Source organism: Alistipes senegalensis JC50, from assembly GCF_025145645.1.
GTDB classification, from domain to species: domain Bacteria; phylum Bacteroidota; class Bacteroidia; order Bacteroidales; family Rikenellaceae; genus Alistipes; species Alistipes senegalensis.
Genome location: NZ_CP102252.1, coordinates 3,027,477 through 3,046,484 on the forward strand (window position 1 = coordinate 3,027,477; position 19,008 = coordinate 3,046,484).

The 19,008-nt window shown below is 54.1% G+C and carries 14 protein-coding genes; 4 read left to right on the top strand and 10 right to left on the bottom strand.

Annotated features, from left to right (window positions below; translation table 11 throughout):
• Positions 1–13: 13 nt before the first annotated feature.
• Together NQ519_RS12195 and NQ519_RS12200 are read left to right on the top strand one after the other, a co-directional pair.
• On the top strand, positions 14–307 hold the full coding sequence (locus NQ519_RS12195) for a helix-turn-helix domain-containing protein (protein ID WP_026076555.1): 294 nt from the start codon (positions 14–16) through the stop codon (positions 305–307).
• Positions 308–309: 2 nt separating this feature from the next.
• Entirely contained in the window at positions 310–627 is a 318-nt protein-coding gene (locus NQ519_RS12200; protein ID WP_026076554.1) for a helix-turn-helix domain-containing protein, read from the top strand.
• Between the two features lie 88 nt (positions 628–715).
• Here the strand turns inward: NQ519_RS12200 and NQ519_RS12205 are convergent, their stop codons facing one another.
• Both NQ519_RS12205 and NQ519_RS12210 read right to left on the bottom strand, forming a co-directional pair.
• A complete protein-coding gene (locus NQ519_RS12205) occupies positions 716–2,011 on the bottom strand; it encodes a site-specific integrase (RefSeq protein WP_019150874.1) in 1,296 nt (431 codons plus the stop codon).
• 375 nt (positions 2,012–2,386) lie between these two features.
• On the bottom strand, positions 2,387–3,799 hold the full coding sequence (locus tag NQ519_RS12210; RefSeq protein ID WP_019150873.1) for an AAA family ATPase: 1,413 nt from the start codon (positions 3,797–3,799) through the stop codon (positions 2,387–2,389).
• A gap of 320 nt (positions 3,800–4,119) precedes the next feature.
• On the opposite strand from NQ519_RS12210, the gene NQ519_RS12215 reads away from it, so the two are divergent.
• Positions 4,120–4,566 (top strand): GNAT family N-acetyltransferase, encoded by a 447-nt coding sequence (locus NQ519_RS12215; RefSeq protein ID WP_019150872.1) that lies wholly within the window; start codon positions 4,120–4,122, stop codon positions 4,564–4,566.
• Between the two features lie 180 nt (positions 4,567–4,746).
• On the opposite strand, the gene NQ519_RS12220 is transcribed toward NQ519_RS12215, so the two are convergent.
• On the bottom strand, positions 4,747–10,380 hold the full coding sequence (locus tag NQ519_RS12220) for a helicase-related protein (RefSeq protein WP_019150871.1): 5,634 nt from the start codon (positions 10,378–10,380) through the stop codon (positions 4,747–4,749).
• Complete coding sequence (locus tag NQ519_RS12225; protein WP_019150870.1) at positions 10,370–10,810, bottom strand: DUF1896 family protein; 441 nt, start codon at positions 10,808–10,810, stop codon at positions 10,370–10,372. The genes NQ519_RS12220 and NQ519_RS12225 overlap by 11 nt, the downstream gene beginning before the upstream one ends.
• 58 nt (positions 10,811–10,868) lie before the next feature.
• Between NQ519_RS12225 and NQ519_RS12230 the strand changes: the two genes are divergently transcribed.
• A complete protein-coding gene (locus NQ519_RS12230) occupies positions 10,869–11,285 on the top strand; it encodes a hypothetical protein (RefSeq protein ID WP_147513184.1) in 417 nt (138 codons plus the stop codon).
• A 120-nt stretch (positions 11,286–11,405) separates the two neighbouring features.
• Here NQ519_RS12230 and NQ519_RS12235 read toward each other — a convergent pair whose 3' ends face one another.
• The 6 genes from NQ519_RS12235 to NQ519_RS12260 all read right to left on the bottom strand — a co-directional run bounded on the left by NQ519_RS12235 (position 11,406) and on the right by NQ519_RS12260 (position 18,769).
• A complete protein-coding gene (locus tag NQ519_RS12235) occupies positions 11,406–13,499 on the bottom strand; it encodes a type IA DNA topoisomerase (RefSeq protein ID WP_019150869.1) in 2,094 nt (697 codons plus the stop codon).
• 68 nt (positions 13,500–13,567) lie between these two features.
• The gene (locus NQ519_RS12240; RefSeq protein ID WP_019150868.1) at positions 13,568–15,031 is read right to left on the bottom strand and encodes a DUF3945 domain-containing protein; all 1,464 of its coding nucleotides are present in this window, start codon (positions 15,029–15,031) and stop codon (positions 13,568–13,570) included.
• Positions 15,032–15,153: 122 nt separating this feature from the next.
• On the bottom strand, positions 15,154–15,483 hold the full coding sequence (locus NQ519_RS12245) for a helix-turn-helix domain-containing protein (protein ID WP_019150867.1): 330 nt from the start codon (positions 15,481–15,483) through the stop codon (positions 15,154–15,156).
• Complete coding sequence (locus tag NQ519_RS12250) at positions 15,480–15,821, bottom strand: helix-turn-helix domain-containing protein (RefSeq protein ID WP_019150866.1); 342 nt, start codon at positions 15,819–15,821, stop codon at positions 15,480–15,482. The genes NQ519_RS12245 and NQ519_RS12250 overlap by 4 nt, the downstream gene beginning before the upstream one ends.
• A 166-nt stretch (positions 15,822–15,987) precedes the next feature.
• On the bottom strand, positions 15,988–17,025 hold the full coding sequence (locus NQ519_RS12255; protein ID WP_019150865.1) for a Fic family protein: 1,038 nt from the start codon (positions 17,023–17,025) through the stop codon (positions 15,988–15,990).
• 511 nt (positions 17,026–17,536) lie between these two features.
• Complete coding sequence (locus NQ519_RS12260) at positions 17,537–18,769, bottom strand: site-specific integrase (RefSeq protein ID WP_019150863.1); 1,233 nt, start codon at positions 18,767–18,769, stop codon at positions 17,537–17,539.
• Positions 18,770–19,008: the final 239 nt, after the last annotated feature.

Genomic DNA, 19,008 nt, shown 5'->3' on the forward strand with positions numbered 1-19,008 from the left:
GGGAGTTCCTTTCCTGGAAATAGTGAGCATCGAAAAGAAGACCTTCGAGGAAATGAAAGAACGCTTTGAAAAGTTCTCGGAACATGTGAAAGGCCTCTGTGCCCGTTACCGTCCGCCTGAAAGGATGAACTGGATGGACAGTGCGGATGTCTGCGAGAAGTTGGGCGTCAGCAAGCGGACGGTACAGACCTACCGTGACCGGGGACTGTTGCCGTACAGCCAGATCAACCACAAGATTTACTACCGGACGGAGGACGTGGAAGCGTTCTTGGAAGCCATGAGCCGGGAAACGATGGAGGAGGAATGAATATGGAGGTGATCACAAAGGACTTGGAGGAGGTACGTTCGTACTTCGAGGCGTTGGAGCAGGGCATGAGGTATATAGACACCGTGACGGCGCATTTCCGTCCGGCTATGAACGGGGAGGTCTACCTGACGGGGGATGACGTGTGCCGGATTCTGCATATCACGCAAAGGACATTGCAGGATTACCGGACGCAGCGGCTTATTCCCTACATATCCCTTCCGGGAAAAACGCTTTACCGGCAGTCCGACCTGTTGCGTATGCTGGAGGAAAACTATGTGGAAATGAGGAAAAGGCGCAAACGGGGGAAAAGCCCAACATAACAGCACGATACGGTACATAGGTAAATGCAGCAAGGGCAGGAACTTCACAAACGTTGTTCCTGCCCTTGCCGCATATTGCACCTTGCGCTCAGGCTGTTTCCCGAAGTGACAGGTGCCCACGTGCCGGTCTTCCGGCTTTTTTCTTTTCCCTGTCGAGTACATTCTTCTGCATGGCCGATAGGTTGGCGGAGATGGCCCGGAAATCGGAACTGACCATTTTGTTCGTCACTTCGGCATAGATTTGGGTCGTGCTTATGTGCTTGTGTCCGAGTATCTTGGAGAGGGATTCTATCGTGCCTCCGTTGCAGAGGTAGACCGTGGTCGAGAATGTGTGCCTGCTCAGATGGAATGTCACGTGCTTATTGATGCCGCAATATTCGGCGATCTTCTTCAAGTGTCCGTTGCAAACCCCGTTGCTGGGCATGGGGAACACAAGGTTGCCGTCAGCCATTCCCCGATACCGTCCTATCAGTTCCTTTGCTATTTCCATAAGTGGAACATTACTTGCCACCCGTGTCTTGGTGCGGCGGGTGATGATCCACTCCTCGCCGTCGAAATCCATCCGCTGTATCTTGTCATAGGTAAGGGTCTTTATGTCAATGTAGCTAAGCCCGATGAAACACCCGAAAAGGAAGAGGTCGCGTACAAGACAGGTCTGCCTGTCAGTGAATGTGGCGTTGGCTATGCGGTGCAGTTCCTCTTCCGTGAGGTAGCCCCGATCCGTCTCCTGCATTTCGAGGCTGTACTCGCCGAACGGGTCGGTACGGACAATGCCGCGCCTCCAAGCCCGGTCGGTCAGGCTGAGCAGGGGCATGGTGTAAATCCAAAGGGTATTAGGGCTTAGTCCTTTTTCCACCCGCAGGTATCTGTCGAAATCCGTGATGACCTCTTTAGTCAGCTCCTTGTAGGACATATCGGTCCGCTTTCTCTTTTCCCACAGGAAGGACTTGAAATGGTGGTAGACGGACAGGTACTTGTTATAGGTTGACTTGGCACGCTGCCCTTTCTCCACCATCTGGCGGAACTCCTCGTTTGTCGCCTCGAAATCCTTCAATATGCAGTTCTCCATCATGCCGATTCCCAAGAAGGCGTTCCTTAGCTTTTCCGCCGTGACGAAATCCTCTTCCCTGAGGATGCGGTGGTAATGGTTGGTCAGACGGGTGGTGATTTCATTGAGCAAGCCGTTTGTCTTTACGGCTTCTACGGACTTGCCGCTTGCAGCACCGTTCTTCCAAATGGTGGGGTTGACAAACAGCTTGGAGCTGAATACAATATCCTGACCGTCAATGGTTATGCGAACCATGATGGGTGCTTTCCCGTCTTTTCGGACGGATGTTTTCTTGATGTAGAAAAGGGTCTTGAAGGTGCTTCTTTTCGTTGCCATAACTCAAAAATTTTAGTTCATAAAGGTAGTTGTTTATTCGTTACCATGAGCTATGCAAAACGCTGCAATCCGGTGAAACAGAACCGGTTATTTCAGTTATTTACGTCATTCAAACAGGTAGCTGTTTAGTAGCTGAACTCCGTCTGAAAACGACAAATTCCATGCTTTTACACAAAGGTCTGTTCCGCCCTACACTGCATACAAGATGCTGACCTACATTTTGTTAAGTTGAACTTTGCTTCTCTTTGCGTCTCATCTCAATTTTTTGGAAAAAAAGTAAAGTATTTTCGTGACAGAACGCGGGGTTATGCGTGAAGAGCGGTAGAATACGCTACGACACGATGGATATGTTTGGCAGTAAAGTCCCCGAGCGGATTATTCGGCGAACAAATCGTCGAGTTCGACTTCGCTCTGTACGTTCCCGCTATACATATTCTTCTTCACTCCATATGTCGTGACGAATGTCTGATGCAGGGCCTTGCGGGTCTTCGTCGCCGAGCGGAAACTTTCTGCCCGTTCGCGCAGGTGCGCATCGTACTGTTTGGTAATTTCGACCTCGCCTTGCGAGAATTTCATCTCGCAGAGATCGATCGTCTGGTCCCGGCGGTCGATCAACAAATCGATCTGAGAGCCGTCGCCTTTCCATGCGCAGACATCGCTCTGCACGCCGCTTATACCCAACTTCCGTTTGATTTGGCGGATATGATGCAGGCATAACTGCTCGAAGGAATATCCGCTCCATGCCCTGCGTGAGGGCGAGTCGATCATATTTTGCCAATGGTTCTCGTCCTGTCCGCGATAGCCTTTGACATAACGCAAATGGAACAGCGAGAACAAGTCGGTCAGCTGGTATATCGTTCCGCGCTCTCGCTTGCCGAATGCCGTGTACGGACGGATAAAATCACAGTCGGTCAAGTTTCGCAGGGCTTTTGTCAAGGCTCCGCCGTCTTCAATTTTTGTTACTGCCATAATTTCCGTTCGGGTCATCCCCATCGCCTTGCTTGCCAGTGCTTCGATAATCTGCCTATGTAACGTAGCCTCGTTGAACAATGACCGGAACAGGAATTCGTATTCCCGCGCCAACGGTGCATTCTGTATGAAAAAGAGGTTATCCACATTCTGCGTGAGGCTCAGATTGCGTTCGAGCATTCGCAGATATAGAGGCGTGCCGCCGAGAATCATGTAACACTCCGCTATCTGATAACGATTCCAATTGATGCCGCGTGAGAGAAGATACTGCTCCGTCTCATGCAGCGTAAACGGCGCAAGGTAGATGCTGCGTGTAGTACGATTGTACAAACCTCCTTTGTCGGAAAGTACGTTTTCGCGCATCCATGTCGTCGCACTGCCGCAGACAATCAGCTTCAACCGGTCGTTCGCCGCTCCCCACGAGTTCCAAAAATACTCGAATGCCTTTATGAAACGGCCTTTCTGAGTATCCATCCACGGGAGCTCGTCGAGGAAGACGACGATGGGCTTATCGCCGCCTAACGATTCGAGATACTCACGCAGTTGGGCGAATGCCTCGAACCAGTCCTTCGCGGCCTCCCATTTGCGTCCCGAATAGTATTCCAACTGCCGGTTGAATGCCCCGAGTTGCTCCTTTTTGGTGCCCTGATAAATCCCCGTAGAATAAAAACCGAATGCATCGTTAAAATACTGACGCACCAAAAAGGTCTTGCCGACTCGGCGCCGACCGTAGATAGCTATCAGCTCCGACGACTCCGATTCTATACGCCTGCGCAGGATCTCTTGCTCGGCGGCTCTGCCTATGATCGTATCTGCCATCTTGCAACACGCTTGATTTTCGGGCAAAGATAACGAAAAATATCGATTCTTTATCGGTAACTCGTTTTATTTCTGACTTACCGATAAAGAATCTGATGTAACAATAAGCAACCAGATAAGGTCGAGTGCTTGCCGTCGGGCGCTGCTTCGTCGAATGCAATATAATGAAAACTAGACCATTCAACGACAATGAAACGACACTCCATACTTACCCTTCTCCTGAAATAGTCGCAAATATTTATTATTTTTACGATAGGATAAGTGAGAAAAGAGTCTAACGGCCGAGGTATTTTCATACGTCCGGCACAACGAACCGAAAGATGATTGAATTCCGCCGTGACGACGGCATAAAGGAACGGCAGGCGATCCATGCCCGATTGGGGAAATACAATCGGGAGATGTGCCCGTGGCTGAAAGACCATTCGCCGCTGCAAGACCCGGAGAGGAAACCGGAATATGCCGACTTTCTGGCATTCGACGACGGCAGGCTGATAGGCGGAATCGTAGGATTCGTTGCCTATAACTGGTATTTTCTGGATTTGCTGTACGTGGAGGAGGCGTACAGAGAACAAGACGTGGGCACACGCCTGATCCGTCTTGTCGAGGAGTTCTGCCGAAACGAACGCCTGACCGGAATAAGGCTGGAGACGTGGAATTTTCAAGCCAGAGGGTTTTACGAAAAGAACGGATTCTCTGTTTTCGGGGAACTGGAAGACTGCCCGCCCGGAACATCCGTCTATTTTCTCAAAAAGCAACTATTTCGATAAGCCGAGTGCAAAGCTGCGCTTGCGCGAGCTATGCCGAGGCGAGAAATAGACGAATGAAATTCAACGTTTTCGATAAGCCGAGTTGCAGAGCCGAACCTGCACAGGCTATGCCGAGGAGAGAAAACGACTGTTGATAAACGAACTAAAGGGCCGTCCTATCGCTGCGGACGGCCCTTGCGGCTACATTTTTATCCCCTTTACTGTACTGTTCACCTCCATCGGTCTGACGAACTGCACGTGCTCCCGTAGGAACTGCGACTTATTCGACGCATCGGATGGCGGCTCCGTTGTCGCCCGTTCTCCGGTCAGTGGTGATTGTGTTTGTACCGTTTCGCCATTGGTCTGCTGTTCCTGTGCGGCTTCGGGCTTGGGCGGAGCCAACTCCAACTGAATCTTACGCTCCAATGCCGCTACTTCGGATTTCAACTGCTTCAACTCATCCTCCTTCTTCCACACACCGCCGACGGTCTGCTGCAAAATCGGAATATCCCGCTCGTATTCGACGTTCTTCTCGCGGTACTGCTCCACGAGCTTGGGTATGCGCTCCAACGCATTGATGAAATTCATCGCCGCCGCTTTGGTGTCGGCCATCGCTATCTGTCCGTTGTTGTAAGTGTACTTGAATGCCCCCTCCACGAAGAAACGGTTCTGCCTGACCTCCTTACCATCTTTCAGGGACGATTCGGTCTTGACGAGAATCGGGAAGCCGTACAGCTCGCCGACGCGCATGTACTCGCCGCCCGTTGTGGCGTTCTTGGCAATCTCCTGTAAGCGTGCTCCGAGGCTCTTGTGGTCGGCGGCATCCAGCCCGTCGAGCCGCAGGGCGTTGAGTTTGTTGCCCTCCTTGTCGGTCTGCACCCGTGCAAGAAACGTCTCGTAATCCGCCGACATTTTGACGATGCAGTCGTTGTTGTGGGCGAGCGTCTTGGTGTACTCCTCCAATTTCCACGCGGAGCCGCTCTTGGCCTTGTGGAACGACTTTCGCTCGCTCTCCAACGCCGCCACTTTCTTCTCCAACCGCGCCTTGTCGAGCAAGTCCGTATTGCCGGACAAGATAGCCATGTATTCCGAGAAGTTCATGCCCGACTTCTCGTCCATCGCACCCTCGTCGATGGTTCGCGCACCCATCGCCCCGCTTTTGAGCTGTGAGATGAACGTCTGCTTGCAGTGCAGCAGGTTGAACTTGTAGCTGTCGAGCGATTTTTCGACGGCATAGATGATTACATCGACCTTGTTTCCCGCGAACTGCTTGGCGATCTCGTTGCCCTTGCGCACGGCGCGTCCGTCGCGCTGCGCGAGGTCGGAGGGGCGCCACGGCGTATCGAGATGATGCACCGCAACGGCTCGTTTCTGTGCATTGACACCCGTGCCGAGCATGGAGGTCGATCCGAAGATCACCCGCACCTTACCCTCGTTCATCGCGTCGATAACGGCCTTGCGCGACTTCTCGTTCTTGCACTCCTGAATGAAGCGAATTTCCGAGGAGGGGATGCCGTAATCCTCGATTAGCTTACGTTTGATCTCGCTGTACACATTCCACTGTCCCGGCTGGAACGTCCCCAAATCCGAGAAGACGAACTGCGTTCCTTTCTGCGCGTCGTACTTGCGGTAGTACTCGGCAATCATGCGGGCGCAGTGGCTCGCTTTGTTGTCCACGTGGTCGTCGTAGCTGGGGTCGATCAGCCGCATATCGAGTGCCATCTTGCGGGCATAGTCCGTTGCGATCAGCATCTTGGCCTTGTCTTCCGTTTCGGAGAGCGGTGCGCGTCCGAGTATCGTCGCGTCGCCCGATTGTGCAAATTGCATCAGTTTTTCGATAAACTCCTCCTGCTGGGGCGTGGGCGGGATATTGTGGAGTATCTCGTTCTTGTCGGGACGATCCACGCCGACATCCTCTGCCGTACGATAATCGGTAATCTCGGAGTAGAACGCCGCCAGCTCCGGCACTTTGATGAAGTAGCGGAAGCGTTCTTTCTGCACGATGTTGTTCGTTACCGAAAACTCGAAATCGGTGGATTTCTTGGCAAAGATGGCAGCCCACGCATCGAACGAGTTGATACTCTGTCTCTCCAATTCTTTCGGTCGCAGGTATTTGAACAGTAGGTACAGCTCCGTCAGCGAATTGCTGATGGTCGTACCCGACAGGAACGTCGCGCCCAAATCCTTGCCCGTGCGCTCTTGTATAGTGCGGATGGCATAAAGCATATTGAGCGCTTTTTGGCTGCCGTCCTGATTGCCCAGCCCCGCCACGCGGTCGTGGCGCGTGTTGAACATCAGATTCTTGAACTGATGACTTTCGTCCACGAAGATATGGTCGATGCCCATTTGTTTGAAGTCCACCACATCGTCCGTGCGCGACTTGATGGCGTGGGCGATACTCTCCAGCTTTACCGAGAGGTTGATTTTGCGCTTCTCCAATCCCCGCAACATCGCCCGTGAAATCTCTTTGCCCTGCCTGCGCAGCACGTCGAGGTTTTCCTCCACTGTGTCCAGCTCGGCTTGCAGGATGCGCTGCTGCAATTCGGGCGACTGCGGTATCTTGCCGAATTGGTCGTGCGACATGATGACGCAATCGTAGTCGTTGTTCTTGATGTTGTTGAAGAACCGCACGCGGTTTTCGGGCGTGAAGTCCTTTTCCGAGGCGTAGAGTATCTTCGCGTTCGGGTAGGCCGTGCGGTAACATTCGGCAATCTCCGCGACGTTGGCTTTCAGCCCGATAATCATCGGCTTGTGTGCCAGCCCCAGCCGCTTCATCTCATGCGCCGCCACGCACATAATCAGCGTCTTGCCCGTGCCGACCTCGTGGTCGCAGATGCCCCCGCCGTTCTGCTTCAACATCCAGATGCAATCCTTTTGGCTCTGATATACATCCTTGATATTGAACCGCTTTTCGAGGGCTTTCAGGTCGAGGTCGGGGAACGTCTGATGCGAACCGTCGTACTGCGGACGCACGAAGCAGTTGAACTTACGGTTATACCTGTCCGTCAGCCGTTGCTGGAACTCCGGCGACTGCTCCGCGAGCCACTCCACGAACCCGTTTCGTATTTCGTCGATCTTGGCATTGGCGAGCTGTATGCCCTCGCTGTCGCGCACCTTGATGTCGTTGCCGTTTTCGTCCTTGCCGATGCTTTTTTTCATGTCGGGCACGGTGTTCACAAGGGCGTGTTTCAGTAGGGCGATACCGTCGTAGGTACGGTAATACCCTTTGACGCAATATTGGTCGAGAATCTTGGCGTTCTTCCCGCCGCATTTGACCGAATAATCGTCCATACTCTCCGAATAGCCGATGCGCACATCGGTATCGAACAGGTAGGAGGCGTAGGCGGAATAGATGCCCGTGGGTATCCACCGCTCGCCGAGGTTGAAATCCAGCTCGTCGAACGTAATCGGACGCGGCGCGGCCTCCTGCAAGGCGGTAAGGGCTTCTTTCTCCCGCTCGCCGTGCGGATTCTCACTCATCCATGCCTCGATGCGCTCCGCCTTATCCACCACGTTGCCCGCGATAAAGCGGTCTTTGATTTCATAACCGCCGGAGAGCGGATTGTAAAAGATACGCCCTTTCAACTCGTCGATCAGCTCCTCGCGGCTGTTGTCCGACAAGGATTCCATGTAATCGAGATTCACGCCGCCGTATCGGTTGAGCGAGGCCGAAAGCGCCTCCTCGGGCGTATCGACGTGCGTCGTCTCGTTCACAGCGAACGCTACGGGATGGTCGAAGATGTCGGCCTTGACGAACTGCCCGTTCTCCGCCCGTTCGAGGGCGAGGATGTCGCGCCCCGACGTGTCCATCATCAGGAGCTTGACGTTCGCTTTGGCGTTCAGATTCCCGTAACGGGCGACGAACTCGTCGTAACAGGTGTTCAACGCCTCGCGCTGCGCCGACCCTTCATCGTGATACTCCGCCTCGTAAGCGTAGAGCCGCTCGTAAGCGTCGCGCACGGAAGTGTAAGCTGCAATCTTCTCTCGCTGCTCCTTTCCCAGATCGAGCGGGTGGAACGTCGCTCCGTAGCGGGTGACGTCTTTCAGGTAGCCGATCTGGTAACCTGCCCCGACGGTGTTTACCTTGACAAACGATCCCTCACGATGGTGCGGTTCGAGCAATCCGTCGAACGGGCGGGGCTTCATCTCCTCCTCGTGTCTGCGCTGCCGCTCGGCCTCCGATACCAGCCTGCTATGACCGCTTTCGATAGGTTGATCGACCGTTGCGGTCTGGACGGGTTGCGCCGTTTTCGCTGTCGCTTCCGTCGGCGTATCGAAGAGCGATGGCTGACGCGGCTGCGCCAGTTTGGGACGGTTGCTTCGTCGGCGGGGCTTGCCGCCCGTCTGGGCGATACGCCGCTCCTCCGCCGTGAAGCCGAACAGATCGTAGAGGCTCATAACCGGCGGCTCGATTTCAGGTTTCTCCTCTTTGGAAGATACGGCAGTCCGTTCCGTTTCCTGCCGAACCGTTGCGGTAGGCGGCTGCACCGTCTCTTCGACGACGGTCGTCTCCTCGAAAACACCCGCTTGCGGTGGCTGTTCGTCCCATAACCGTTGCTCTTTCTCTTTCGCCCACACCCCGAATGCGGCCAAATCCTCTACCGACAGCTCTGTGCGCAGGGGCGATTCGGTCGCTTCTACTTTGGCTTGCTGCTGCTCTTGCAGTCGTGCATTCCGAATACCGCCGGAGTAGAGCCTCATCGCCAACCGCGCATGCAGGTTGTGGTCGAGCAGCTCACGCAGCTGCGTTGCGATGCCCTCTGCACCGCCGTCGTGCTCGTAAACCATTGCCGGTCTGCCGTAAGGATCGGTGTCCAGCACCGCACTCGTATAGATGATCTGCTCTTTATGTTCTATGAAATAGCGGTTGGTGCTTACACCATGCAGCGTTCCCGTTCGGGTAAACGATTTTTCGTCCTCCGTCAGCCCCTCTTTGTGGGTATCCTTTTGCAAGACGATCAAGTCGCTGCCGACCTCTGTTCCGGCATAGTCTGTAAAGAGGTTGTTCGGCAGGCGGATCGCCGAGACAAGGTGCGCCTCTCGGAGCATTTCGAGCCGCACCGCTTCGTTGCGCGGGGAGTTCATCACGCCTTGCGAGGTGATGAACGCCACGATGCCGCCGTCGCGGACGGCATCCAGCCCTTTGAAGAAAAAGTAATTGTGGATGGCTTTCGCAGCGTTACGGCGACCAGCCGATTCGCTTGCGGAGAAGGTCGGATCGAACACCGCCACGTCCCCGAACGGGATGTTGGAGACAGCCGCGTCGAAATAGCCGTCGAACGGTTTCTCGATGCGCTCGAAACCCTCCGCCCGCACTTTCTTGTCGGGATAGAGATGCGCGAGGACTTTACCCGTCAGCAGGTCTTTCTCGAAGGCCATGACATCGGTATCGGCGTTCTTCCGGAGAAACGCCTCGACGAACGCGCCGTGTCCTGCGGAGGGCTCCAGCAGGCGGCGCGGACGCACGTTGTAATCGTTCAGTACGTCGGCCAACGCCTCCGTAACGGCTGGAGGTGTGTAGAACGCCGTCAGCACGGAACTTTTCAGGCTGTCGATATAACGTTTGTATTCGTTGTCGCTTGCGCTGTGTTCGCGGATCAGGCGGTGCAGCTCCGTTGTCATGGGGAACAGTTCGAGGTCGGATTTCGCCCACTGCACGGCATCGGTCAGATCGGCGGCCGGATTGAGAATACATTTCAATCCACCGAACCCGCAGTAGCGGGCAAGCCGCTCCCGTTCTTCGGGAGTAGCTGCCCGCCGTGCGCCGTCCAACTCGAAAGCCGTGCGTATCGCCTCGATGTTATCCCGCAGCTTGGCTTTACGGTTAAATGCCATCTTCTTCGAGGATGATCGAGACGGCTCCCGTAAGTTCCGTGTAGAGCTGCTCGTATTCGGGCGAGTAGGCGAAATCGTCCGAGAGCGGATATTGCGTGAAGATGCTTTCGACATAAGGCAGCAGCCGGAGCGCGACAGCAGGTGCGTCGCTTTGTGCGATCTCATCCGAGAACTCGTTCCAGAGCACCTCGATGATCGTGTCGTACTCGGAGAAGCGAAGCCCCTCCAACAGGGCGGCCATCGCCAGCTCCTGCGCCCCTTCGGGCAGATAGCCCTCGCGTCGAGCCTGCTCGAATACGTCGGCGGCATGGTCGGCACGCTCCTCGATGAAGGCCGCGTCGTGCGCCTTGTCGGGATGGTTCTCTTTGAGGTAGGATAACAGGTAAAGCCCGTAATAGGATAACTCCGCAGGCTTGTTGTTCTGATTCATATTCTTGTGGATTTAGTGGATTATTGCTAATTTTGTAATTAAATTAATTTGCACGATTATGGAAGTGATTGCATTGGAAGGTGATCCTAATAGCGGAAAAACCAAAACATTAAATCTTGTCTATGCTCTTTTAGTACAAGCTGGATATACGCAAGTTCCCGGCGTTTTTCAAGATTTGTGTAACGATGATTGTTTAGATGTTTTTCAAAATTCTGAGAAAACTGTCGGCATCGTAACACAAGGAGATTACGCTATTGGTGATTATTCCGTTAAAAATCATCTTACATACTTACAATCATTAGGTTGTGATGTTGCTGTTTGTGCTTGTACCGTTGGTACAAGTAAACAGAAAATCAAAGATGCGATAAAAGCATATCCATCTCATCATTTCGAGCCTAAATCTAAAAGTAATTCTATTGCTGCACAACGTATAGACAATTTCAATTGTGCGACTAAAATAATGGGTATGATCTAATGAAAAAGGCACTCGGTATCCCTCCGAGTGCCACCACTAAATCCACAGAGAATAAATCGGTATCGGCTATCGAGTAGTCGCAATGACCTATGACCGTGAACTCAGTGGCGAATATACGCATTATTTCCTTTTCTTGGGTTTGCGCGGTTCGTTTTTCATTTCGGGAAACTCGAAAACGGTGTTGAACTCCGCATCGAAAGCGACGACGGCGGAGAACGCCTTGCCCTGCTTACTGTTGAAGCCCTTGATTACTCCGGTTCTCCCCTGCGTGAGCAGCTCGGTAATTTCCGCATCGGAGAGCGTCTTGCCCGCCTTGATGCGGAACACGGGCAGTCCGCACGCGGCGTTGTCGCAGCGCACGACCTTACCGTAGAACTGCATCCGTCCCGTTTTGCATTTGGGACAAAGGCAGTCCGACCCCTTGTGCGCAAAGAGCTTGTCCGAGGCGAGCAGCTCCGAGGTAATCTGTTTGGTGTAGATCTCGATCGCCTCGCGGAATGTCTCGGCACGCATCTCGCCCCGCTCGATTTTGGCGAGCGCAGCCTCCCAATCGCCCGTCAGCTCCACGTTGGCGATACGCATATTCTTGACTACCGAGTAGAGTGCCAGTCCCTTTTCGGTCGGCACGAGCGACTTTTTCTGTCTTACCATATACTCTCGCGAAAAGAGCGTTTCGATAATCGCCGCGCGGGTCGCAGGCGTGCCGATACCGCACGCTTTAAGCGCCTGACGCATTTCGTCGTCTTCTATCTCGCGGCCTGCCGTCTCCATCGCTGCCAGCAGCGTCGCCTCCGTGTGCAGCGGTTTGGGCTTGGTCTTGCCCTCGGTCATCGAACAGCCGCCGACAAGAAGCGTCATGCCCTCCGTCCATTCGGGCAGTACGGTATCCTCCGCCTCCTCGCCGTAGATGCCGCGCCAGCCCGCCTGACGGACGATCGTCCCTTTGGCGACGTACTCCACGCCGTCGCATACGACCGTGACGGTCGTCACGTCCTTGATACATCGTTCGGCGAAGGCTTCGAGCATACGCCCGACGATCATGTCGTATACGGTCTGTTCGTCGGCTGAAAGCATTTTGGGCTTCACTTCCGTCGGCAGCAGCGCGTGGTGGTCGGTAACTTTGCTGTCGTCCACGCTGCGGCGCGAGAGCGTGTCGCCCACAAGCGCGAGCCGTTTCGCCCACACGGGGTTATTCTTTTGTGCGCGCAGCAGGGCGGGTATCTCTCCGAACACATCTTCGGGAATATAGCGGCTGCCTGTGCGGGGATAGGTAATCGCTTTGGCCTCGTAGAGCTTCTGGGCGAGGGAGAGCGTCTTCTCCGCCGAAAACCCGTGCTTGGTGTTGGCCTCCTTTTGGAGCGTGGTCAGGTCGTAGAGCAGGGGCGGCTCCTGCACGGTCTCCTTGCGCTCGACTTTCGTAACGCTGACCGCTCGCTGCGTATCGAGGGCCTTGTAAGCGGCTTCGGCAGGGGCTTTCTCTTTCCACTTCTCGACGGAGGAGAACTTGACGACCGTATCGGCTTCGGCGCCGGGCGTGGCGAAATGCACCTGCCACACAGCCTCGGGCGTGAAACGGTTATTCGCCCAATACCGCTCGCAGACCATCGCCAGCGTGGGCGTCTGCACGCGGCCGAGCGAATACGTCCCGCGGCCGGCGGCTATCGTAATGGCCTGCGTGGCGTTGATGCCCACCAGCCAGTCGGCTTCGCTGCGGGCTTGGGCCGCATAGTAGAGGTTGTCGTACTTGTTGCCGCTCTCGATGCGTTCCAGCCCCTCGCGGATCGCCTTGTCCGTGAGCGAGCTGATCCAGAGGCGGTCGAACGGCGTGGCGCATCCGATGTATTCGTACAGGTAACGGAAGATCAGTTCGCCCTCGCGTCCGGCATCCGTCGCCACGATGATGCGTTCGCTTTCGCGGAACAGCCGCGCGATGATTTTGATTTGCGCCGCCGCCTCGCTGTCCGGCTTATAGCCCTTATCGGCCTTGACTTGACGCGGCACGAGTTGGAAGACGGGCGGGATGATCGGCAGGTTGTCGCGATGAAATCCCTCGATGCCGTAGCCGTCCGGCAAGGCGGGCTGCACCAGATGCCCGAAAGCCCATGTTACATTATACTCCGCTCCGGCATAATAGCCGGTCTCGCGTTTGGTCGCTTTCACGATGCGGGCGATCTCCCGCGCCACGCTCGGCTTTTCTGCAATGATCGTTTTCATGTTCGATTTATTTTACTGTGGATTTAGTGGTGTAGGACTGAAAGTTCCGATTTCGTTGGATGTCGGGATCATATCTTCATTCCCGTCCGTTTTCGGATGTTCGGATTGCGGTTCTCCCGCTGTTCCTGCCGTTCCTGCTGTTTTGCGTCGGCAGGCGCGGTCTGCTCCTTTTTCATCGGTTCGCCCGTGTACTTGGTCGCCTCGTGCGTCTTACCCTCCGAGTTGACTGCCACCTGTGCTTCCGAAGCGTGAACGGGTTTGATTTCGTGGATCTGCGACTTGTCGGCTACGGTACGACGGAAGTCGTATTTGCCCTTTTCGTGATTCGGCCGGACGTAGGCATTGAACGTGCGGCCTTTCTTGTCGGTAAGCCCCTCCATCAGCACCCATTTGTTTTGTGCCCAGCCCTGTCGCATCTCATTGAGAATCGGCAGCCCGAGCAGCGTTTTACCGATATAGACCTTGTGTCCGTCATCCTGCGTCTGCCCGTTTCGCTGTTCGGCGCGCTGCGTTTGCCGCTGTCCGCCGAAGTGAAAATCCAATCCTTGTTTGTCGGCGTTGATCTGAATCGTGGCATTGAACCGTTTGCCGCTCTTGGAGGTCATGCCCTCCAAATAGACGCCTTTGCCTGCGGCCAATGCCTCCTGCTGCTCCTTGTCGAGCTTGACGCCTTTTACCTCGTCGGGAATACGGAGAGCGCTGACAGGCACGGAGATCGTTTCGTTCGTCTGGCGGTCGAGGCTGATATAGGAGGGGACGAGTTCGCCCGTGTTCTTGTCGAGCACCTCGGCGACACGTCCCAGATTGCCCGTCTTTTTCAGGCTCTCCCGATCCGCATCCGTGAACTCGATGTTCTCGTAAGATTTGAGATCGGGCTCTCGCCGTAGCGGATGCGGCACGAGTGAAACCGTACCGTCGGGATTCTCGCGCAGCGACAATCTCGCTTCGACCGGAAAACGCACGCCTCCGATTTCGGGATAACAGGTTACAAGAGGCGATTTGCCGTGGCCGAGCATACGATCCAAGTATCCGGCTTGACGCAGGTCTTCGATCTTTACGCCCCAAAGGCGCTCGAACGCTTCGCTATCGACCTGCGCTTCGTCGATAGGCCGATACTTCTCATCCTGTCGTTTTTCCTCCTTTTCGGGTTCGGGCGGCGTTTCCTGCGCCTGCTGCGCAGCGACCTGTTCGTACTTGGTCGTATCGACCTTGTGCGGTGCAAGTACATCCCGAAAGCCGACGGGGTCTTTCAGCAGGTCTTTCATTACCGCCACGACATTCTCCACACCCTCTGCGGCGACACGGTAGAAGCCGAAGCGTTTCGGCTCCTTGCATTGGCGGTAGAAATTAGCGAAGAAGTTGTCCAGCACGTCTCCGTGCCTGTCGAAACGCAGGAAGTCCTGCGCGTGTTCTGCTTTGGCGGGGCGCAGATTCGGCGTGCCGTCGCTTTTCAGCCCCGCGACCACTCCGATTTCACCCGTCTGCTCGTCTCGGACGATCAGAACATCTTGGTCTTTCTTTTTCTGTTCCATACATGATTGATTTATAAGCGTGCACGATGCACGACTGCGAAATTAGCTGCGGAATAAGCCGCCGATGCCGTTTACGTCGCGCCGGACAGCTTGTGGCGTCGGGTTGATAGCTTGTGGCGTCGTCAGTGCTTCGGAGCGGAGGAGCGGCGACCTGCCGAGAACGTCTCCAAATGTTTTTTCAGGAACTCCTGTACGTCCGATTCCGTGTAGTAGGTTTTGTGCCGTAGCTTCCGATAACGCAGCATCCCCGAACTGCGGTAGCGTTGCAAGGACTGCTTGCTCGTTTGCAGGAGCTGGCACAAGTCCTGATTGTCCAAGAGGCGTTCGCCGTCCACATACATCGCCTCCTTGATCTCCTTGCCCGTAAGCGTGCAGAGCATCCGCTCGTGGCGGTCGAAGCGTTCCATGATCTTCGACATCCACAGCTCGAATGTTTCGGTGTCGAGTATCATAAGGCCGGCGATTTATGGGTGAGATAGTAGTTCTTGCGAAACTCGTCCAATGTCTGCGGAGTGCAGGCAACGATGCGGCGGGAGATGCATGCCTCCACGTCGGAGAGGCGATAGAGGCATTTGCTGCGCACCATCGTGTAGGGGATGACCCGCTCCTTGCGCATCCGTTGCAGCGTGCGAGTACTTATTTTCAGCAGGTCGGCCAGCTCTTCGCTCGTGAGCCAGATTTCCGGTGTCTGCTGCGGTCGTGCCTCTTTCTTGAAGACGTAATCGGCGATCCGTTCGATTTTCTCGCTTAAATCCTGATAGACCTTGTGGTCGAAAGTGATGATTTCCATTTCTGCTGCATGTTGTTCTTTGCAGCAAAAATCCGATATTGCCGGACGGCGGGTTCTATGGTCGGTAACGACACGGGAATGATTTTCCCCAAGAAAGGGGTATAAATGAAAAAGCGGCGGAAGAATTCGATGTTCTTCCGCCGCTTCGAGGCTTCGCTTGCACTCGTCAGAAATAGGTCTTGACCGCGAATGCGAATTGTTCGATGAAAATCCGTTTGAAAGCTGACACGTTGTTCTGTTCGTAGAACAGCAGCATCGCCTTTTTATAGTCGATCGAATCGACCGTGCGGAACGACAGCGGGCAATAGCCGTGGGCGACGAGCAGCGCGTTGCTGACGATACGCGCCGTGCGCTTGTTGCCGTCGGCGAACGGCTGGATGTACGACAACAGCAACAACACTATCAACGCTTTCTCGAAAACGGATTCTTTTCCGTTCACCAATGCGCATGTCCGCTCCAAAGCCTCGCGAATCTGGAATTCATTGTCCAAGGGGCGATAGTTCGTGCCGGTGATGCCGACGCGGCGCACGCGGATATTGCGGTCTACGGCCAACTCCCGGACCAGTATCGAATGAATGTTCTCGATCTTCGCCACGGTCAGTTCCGAAAGGTAGTCGGGATTGTCGAGAATGAAATCCAGCGCTTCCTTGTGGTTCAGCAGCATCACGGCTTCGTCCTTGCTCTTTCCAGCGGCCGTCTCCTTTTCGAGCAGCAGCCGTTCGGTTTCGAGCAGCGAATAGGTGTTGCCCTCGATTTGCGACGATTTCCAGCTCAGGTCCACTCCCAGCCGCTCCATCTCTTTGCGGTATTCGGCAGCGGAAAGCTTCGACAGATTCGCGGCGAACGTGTTTTGCAGCGAACCGAGTTCCGCAGTCTCCGATGGCGTGAACAGCGATGCCTTCGCGAGGGTGTCGATCAGCTCGAAATTATAGGATTCGCGTATGGTTCGCTCGTCGATTTCCTTACTGAAATAGCTCTCCAAGTCGATGGATTGTAGCAGTCCGAACCCCGGAGCTACGGAATAGCGGGCCGCTTTCCGCAGTCCTGTAACAACGACGGTTCCCTCCGCAACAGCTTTTGCCAATTCCCTTTTGACGGTGGCATAGCCGCCGAGGTCGGGCAGCGCGTCGAAAATCGCTTTCGACGAGGATTGCGGATTGTCGCGCAGGTAGGCGAGTATGGAATTGAGACGACCGGTTTTCATCGTAGATAATTTATAGCTCACAAATATATATAAATAAAGCTCGATTCGGGCGTATTTGCACTAAAAATCGCGCCGAAAGTGAGCTTTATTTCCACGACGACTTCCTATCTTCGTTGGTTTCAATTCATTCTATCATTCGCTTCTTCGAATCGCAGAAAGATAGGCGTTGTCGGTTTCGGCTGTAACGATCGGACGACTTGTTCTGTAATCCATCGTCGGAACGCCTTGCTCGAAGGCGTGTCGATTCGAAAACAGAGTGCAATAATCATATCGAGGTTATAGTATTCGACAACGTATCGGCATCCATTACGCACTATACTTTGTTCCGTCCACACTTCGCGTTCGTCTAACTCGTGTGCGGCGAATATCTTTTCGATATGTCGCTTTACGGTCGCTCCCGTAATATGGAATATCGAAGCGATTTCTTCGACGGTCACCCATACAGTTCTATCCGAAGATGGAATAATCGCAATGCGGCCGGATTCTATGGTAATGGTTCCTCGCTCCATAGCTATGCCTCCAACGCTATTTTTTCGATTTCGCCTAATTGTCCCGCCAACGCCTGCATATCCCGGCCGATCTTGTCGTTGGTAATGCGGGCATAGATTTGGGTCGTCACGATATTCGTGTGCCCCAGCATCTTCGATACAGTCTCGATCGGCACTCCTTTGGCCAGCGTCATCGTCGTCGCGAACGTGTGGCGCGCAAGGTGGAACGTAATATTCTTCTCGATGCCGCATAGGTCAGCAATTTCTTTTAGATACGAGTTGAGTTTCTGATTACTCAATACGGGCAACAATCGACCGTCGGGCAGCGTTCCTTCGTATTTCTTCAACAGCATTTGAGGTACTTTCAATAGCGGTACATTTACCGACGTCTGCGTCTTATGTCTGTGCGTCATGATCCATAGTTTGCCGTCGAATGAGGTGCGGATATTCTCTTTGGTCAGATTCCGCACGTCGATATAGGCCAATCCCGTAAAGCACGAAAAGATGAATACGTCGCGCACCTGCTCCAATCGTCCGCACGGCATCTTCTTTTGCAGGATGCGTTGCAATTCCTCGTCGGTCAGGTAGCCGCGGTCTACTTTCTTCAACCGGATGCGGTAATTGGCGAACGGATCGTTGAATATCCATCCGTTGTTCTTCGCCTCGATGATAATCATCCGCAGCGTTTGCAGAAATTTGGCCGCCGTATTTTGACAGCATTGTTTTTCCGTCCGCAGATATTGCTCGAATCCCACAAGAAACGAATGCGTTACTTCTTTTAACGCAATGTCTTTGACCCGATACTTCGCTTGAATGAATTCTTCCACCCTTCGGAAGCAGCGGTCATATTTGCGATAGGTCGCCGCACTCTTGCTGATGCCTACTAACTTCTGTACATCTTCGTTATGTCTGCGGAATGTTCCCAGCAGCGTTTGTTGGCGAACGGTAATTCCTAAAAAGGCGTTACGTACCTTTTCGGCCGTTACATAGGTTTCGTATTTCTCAATCTCCCGATAGTGGTTGCGCAGGCTCATCCGAATGTCGTCGAGCAGCGCGTTGAACTCGCGCACGGCCTTCGTCGTCCCGAGCATCTTTTGATTCGTCGCATCCCACAGCTCCGGCTCGATGTCCAGCTTCGAGCTGAATTGTACGGATTCGCCATTGACCGACACGCGGATCATAATGCCGATTTTGCCCGCCCTGTTTACCTGATTCTTTCGCGCGTAGAAAAGAATCGTAAATGTGCTTTTGCTCATAATACCTCCTTGTTTTGCTCCTGCCGGGCGATTTCAGTAACGATCGTCCTCGGCAAAGGAACGGTTAATAATTGGTTTACGAGCAGACACTTTCAGGACAATAGGCGACGAATCAGCGACTTATGTCGTAAATCGTTACTAAAATTCGTCAGCCGTTTTAGTAACGGTTTTAGTAACGCGACTTCGTCTTTTCGGGGCTTTTTCGTGTCTTTCGGATGTCCGACGAGAGAAAGAAAAAA

Excerpts from the sequence above, each read along its gene's own strand:
- NQ519_RS12200 (WP_026076554.1), top strand. The coding sequence starts at position 310 with ATGGAGGTGATCACAAAGGACTTGGAGGAGGTACGTTCGTACTTCGAG.
- NQ519_RS12205 (WP_019150874.1), bottom strand. The coding sequence starts at position 2,011 with ATGGCAACGAAAAGAAGCACCTTCAAGACCCTTTTCTACATCAAGAAA.
- NQ519_RS12210 (WP_019150873.1), bottom strand. The coding sequence starts at position 3,799 with ATGGCAGATACGATCATAGGCAGAGCCGCCGAGCAAGAGATCCTGCGC.
- NQ519_RS12215 (WP_019150872.1), top strand. The coding sequence starts at position 4,120 with ATGATTGAATTCCGCCGTGACGACGGCATAAAGGAACGGCAGGCGATC.
- NQ519_RS12220 (WP_019150871.1), bottom strand. The coding sequence starts at position 10,380 with ATGGCATTTAACCGTAAAGCCAAGCTGCGGGATAACATCGAGGCGATA.
- NQ519_RS12225 (WP_019150870.1), bottom strand. The coding sequence starts at position 10,810 with ATGAATCAGAACAACAAGCCTGCGGAGTTATCCTATTACGGGCTTTAC.
- NQ519_RS12230 (WP_147513184.1), top strand. The coding sequence starts at position 10,869 with ATGGAAGTGATTGCATTGGAAGGTGATCCTAATAGCGGAAAAACCAAA.
- NQ519_RS12235 (WP_019150869.1), bottom strand. The coding sequence starts at position 13,499 with ATGAAAACGATCATTGCAGAAAAGCCGAGCGTGGCGCGGGAGATCGCC.
- NQ519_RS12240 (WP_019150868.1), bottom strand. The coding sequence starts at position 15,031 with ATGGAACAGAAAAAGAAAGACCAAGATGTTCTGATCGTCCGAGACGAG.
- NQ519_RS12245 (WP_019150867.1), bottom strand. The coding sequence starts at position 15,483 with ATGATACTCGACACCGAAACATTCGAGCTGTGGATGTCGAAGATCATG.
- NQ519_RS12250 (WP_019150866.1), bottom strand. The coding sequence starts at position 15,821 with ATGGAAATCATCACTTTCGACCACAAGGTCTATCAGGATTTAAGCGAG.
- NQ519_RS12255 (WP_019150865.1), bottom strand. The coding sequence starts at position 17,025 with ATGAAAACCGGTCGTCTCAATTCCATACTCGCCTACCTGCGCGACAAT.
- NQ519_RS12260 (WP_019150863.1), bottom strand. The coding sequence starts at position 18,769 with ATGAGCAAAAGCACATTTACGATTCTTTTCTACGCGCGAAAGAATCAG.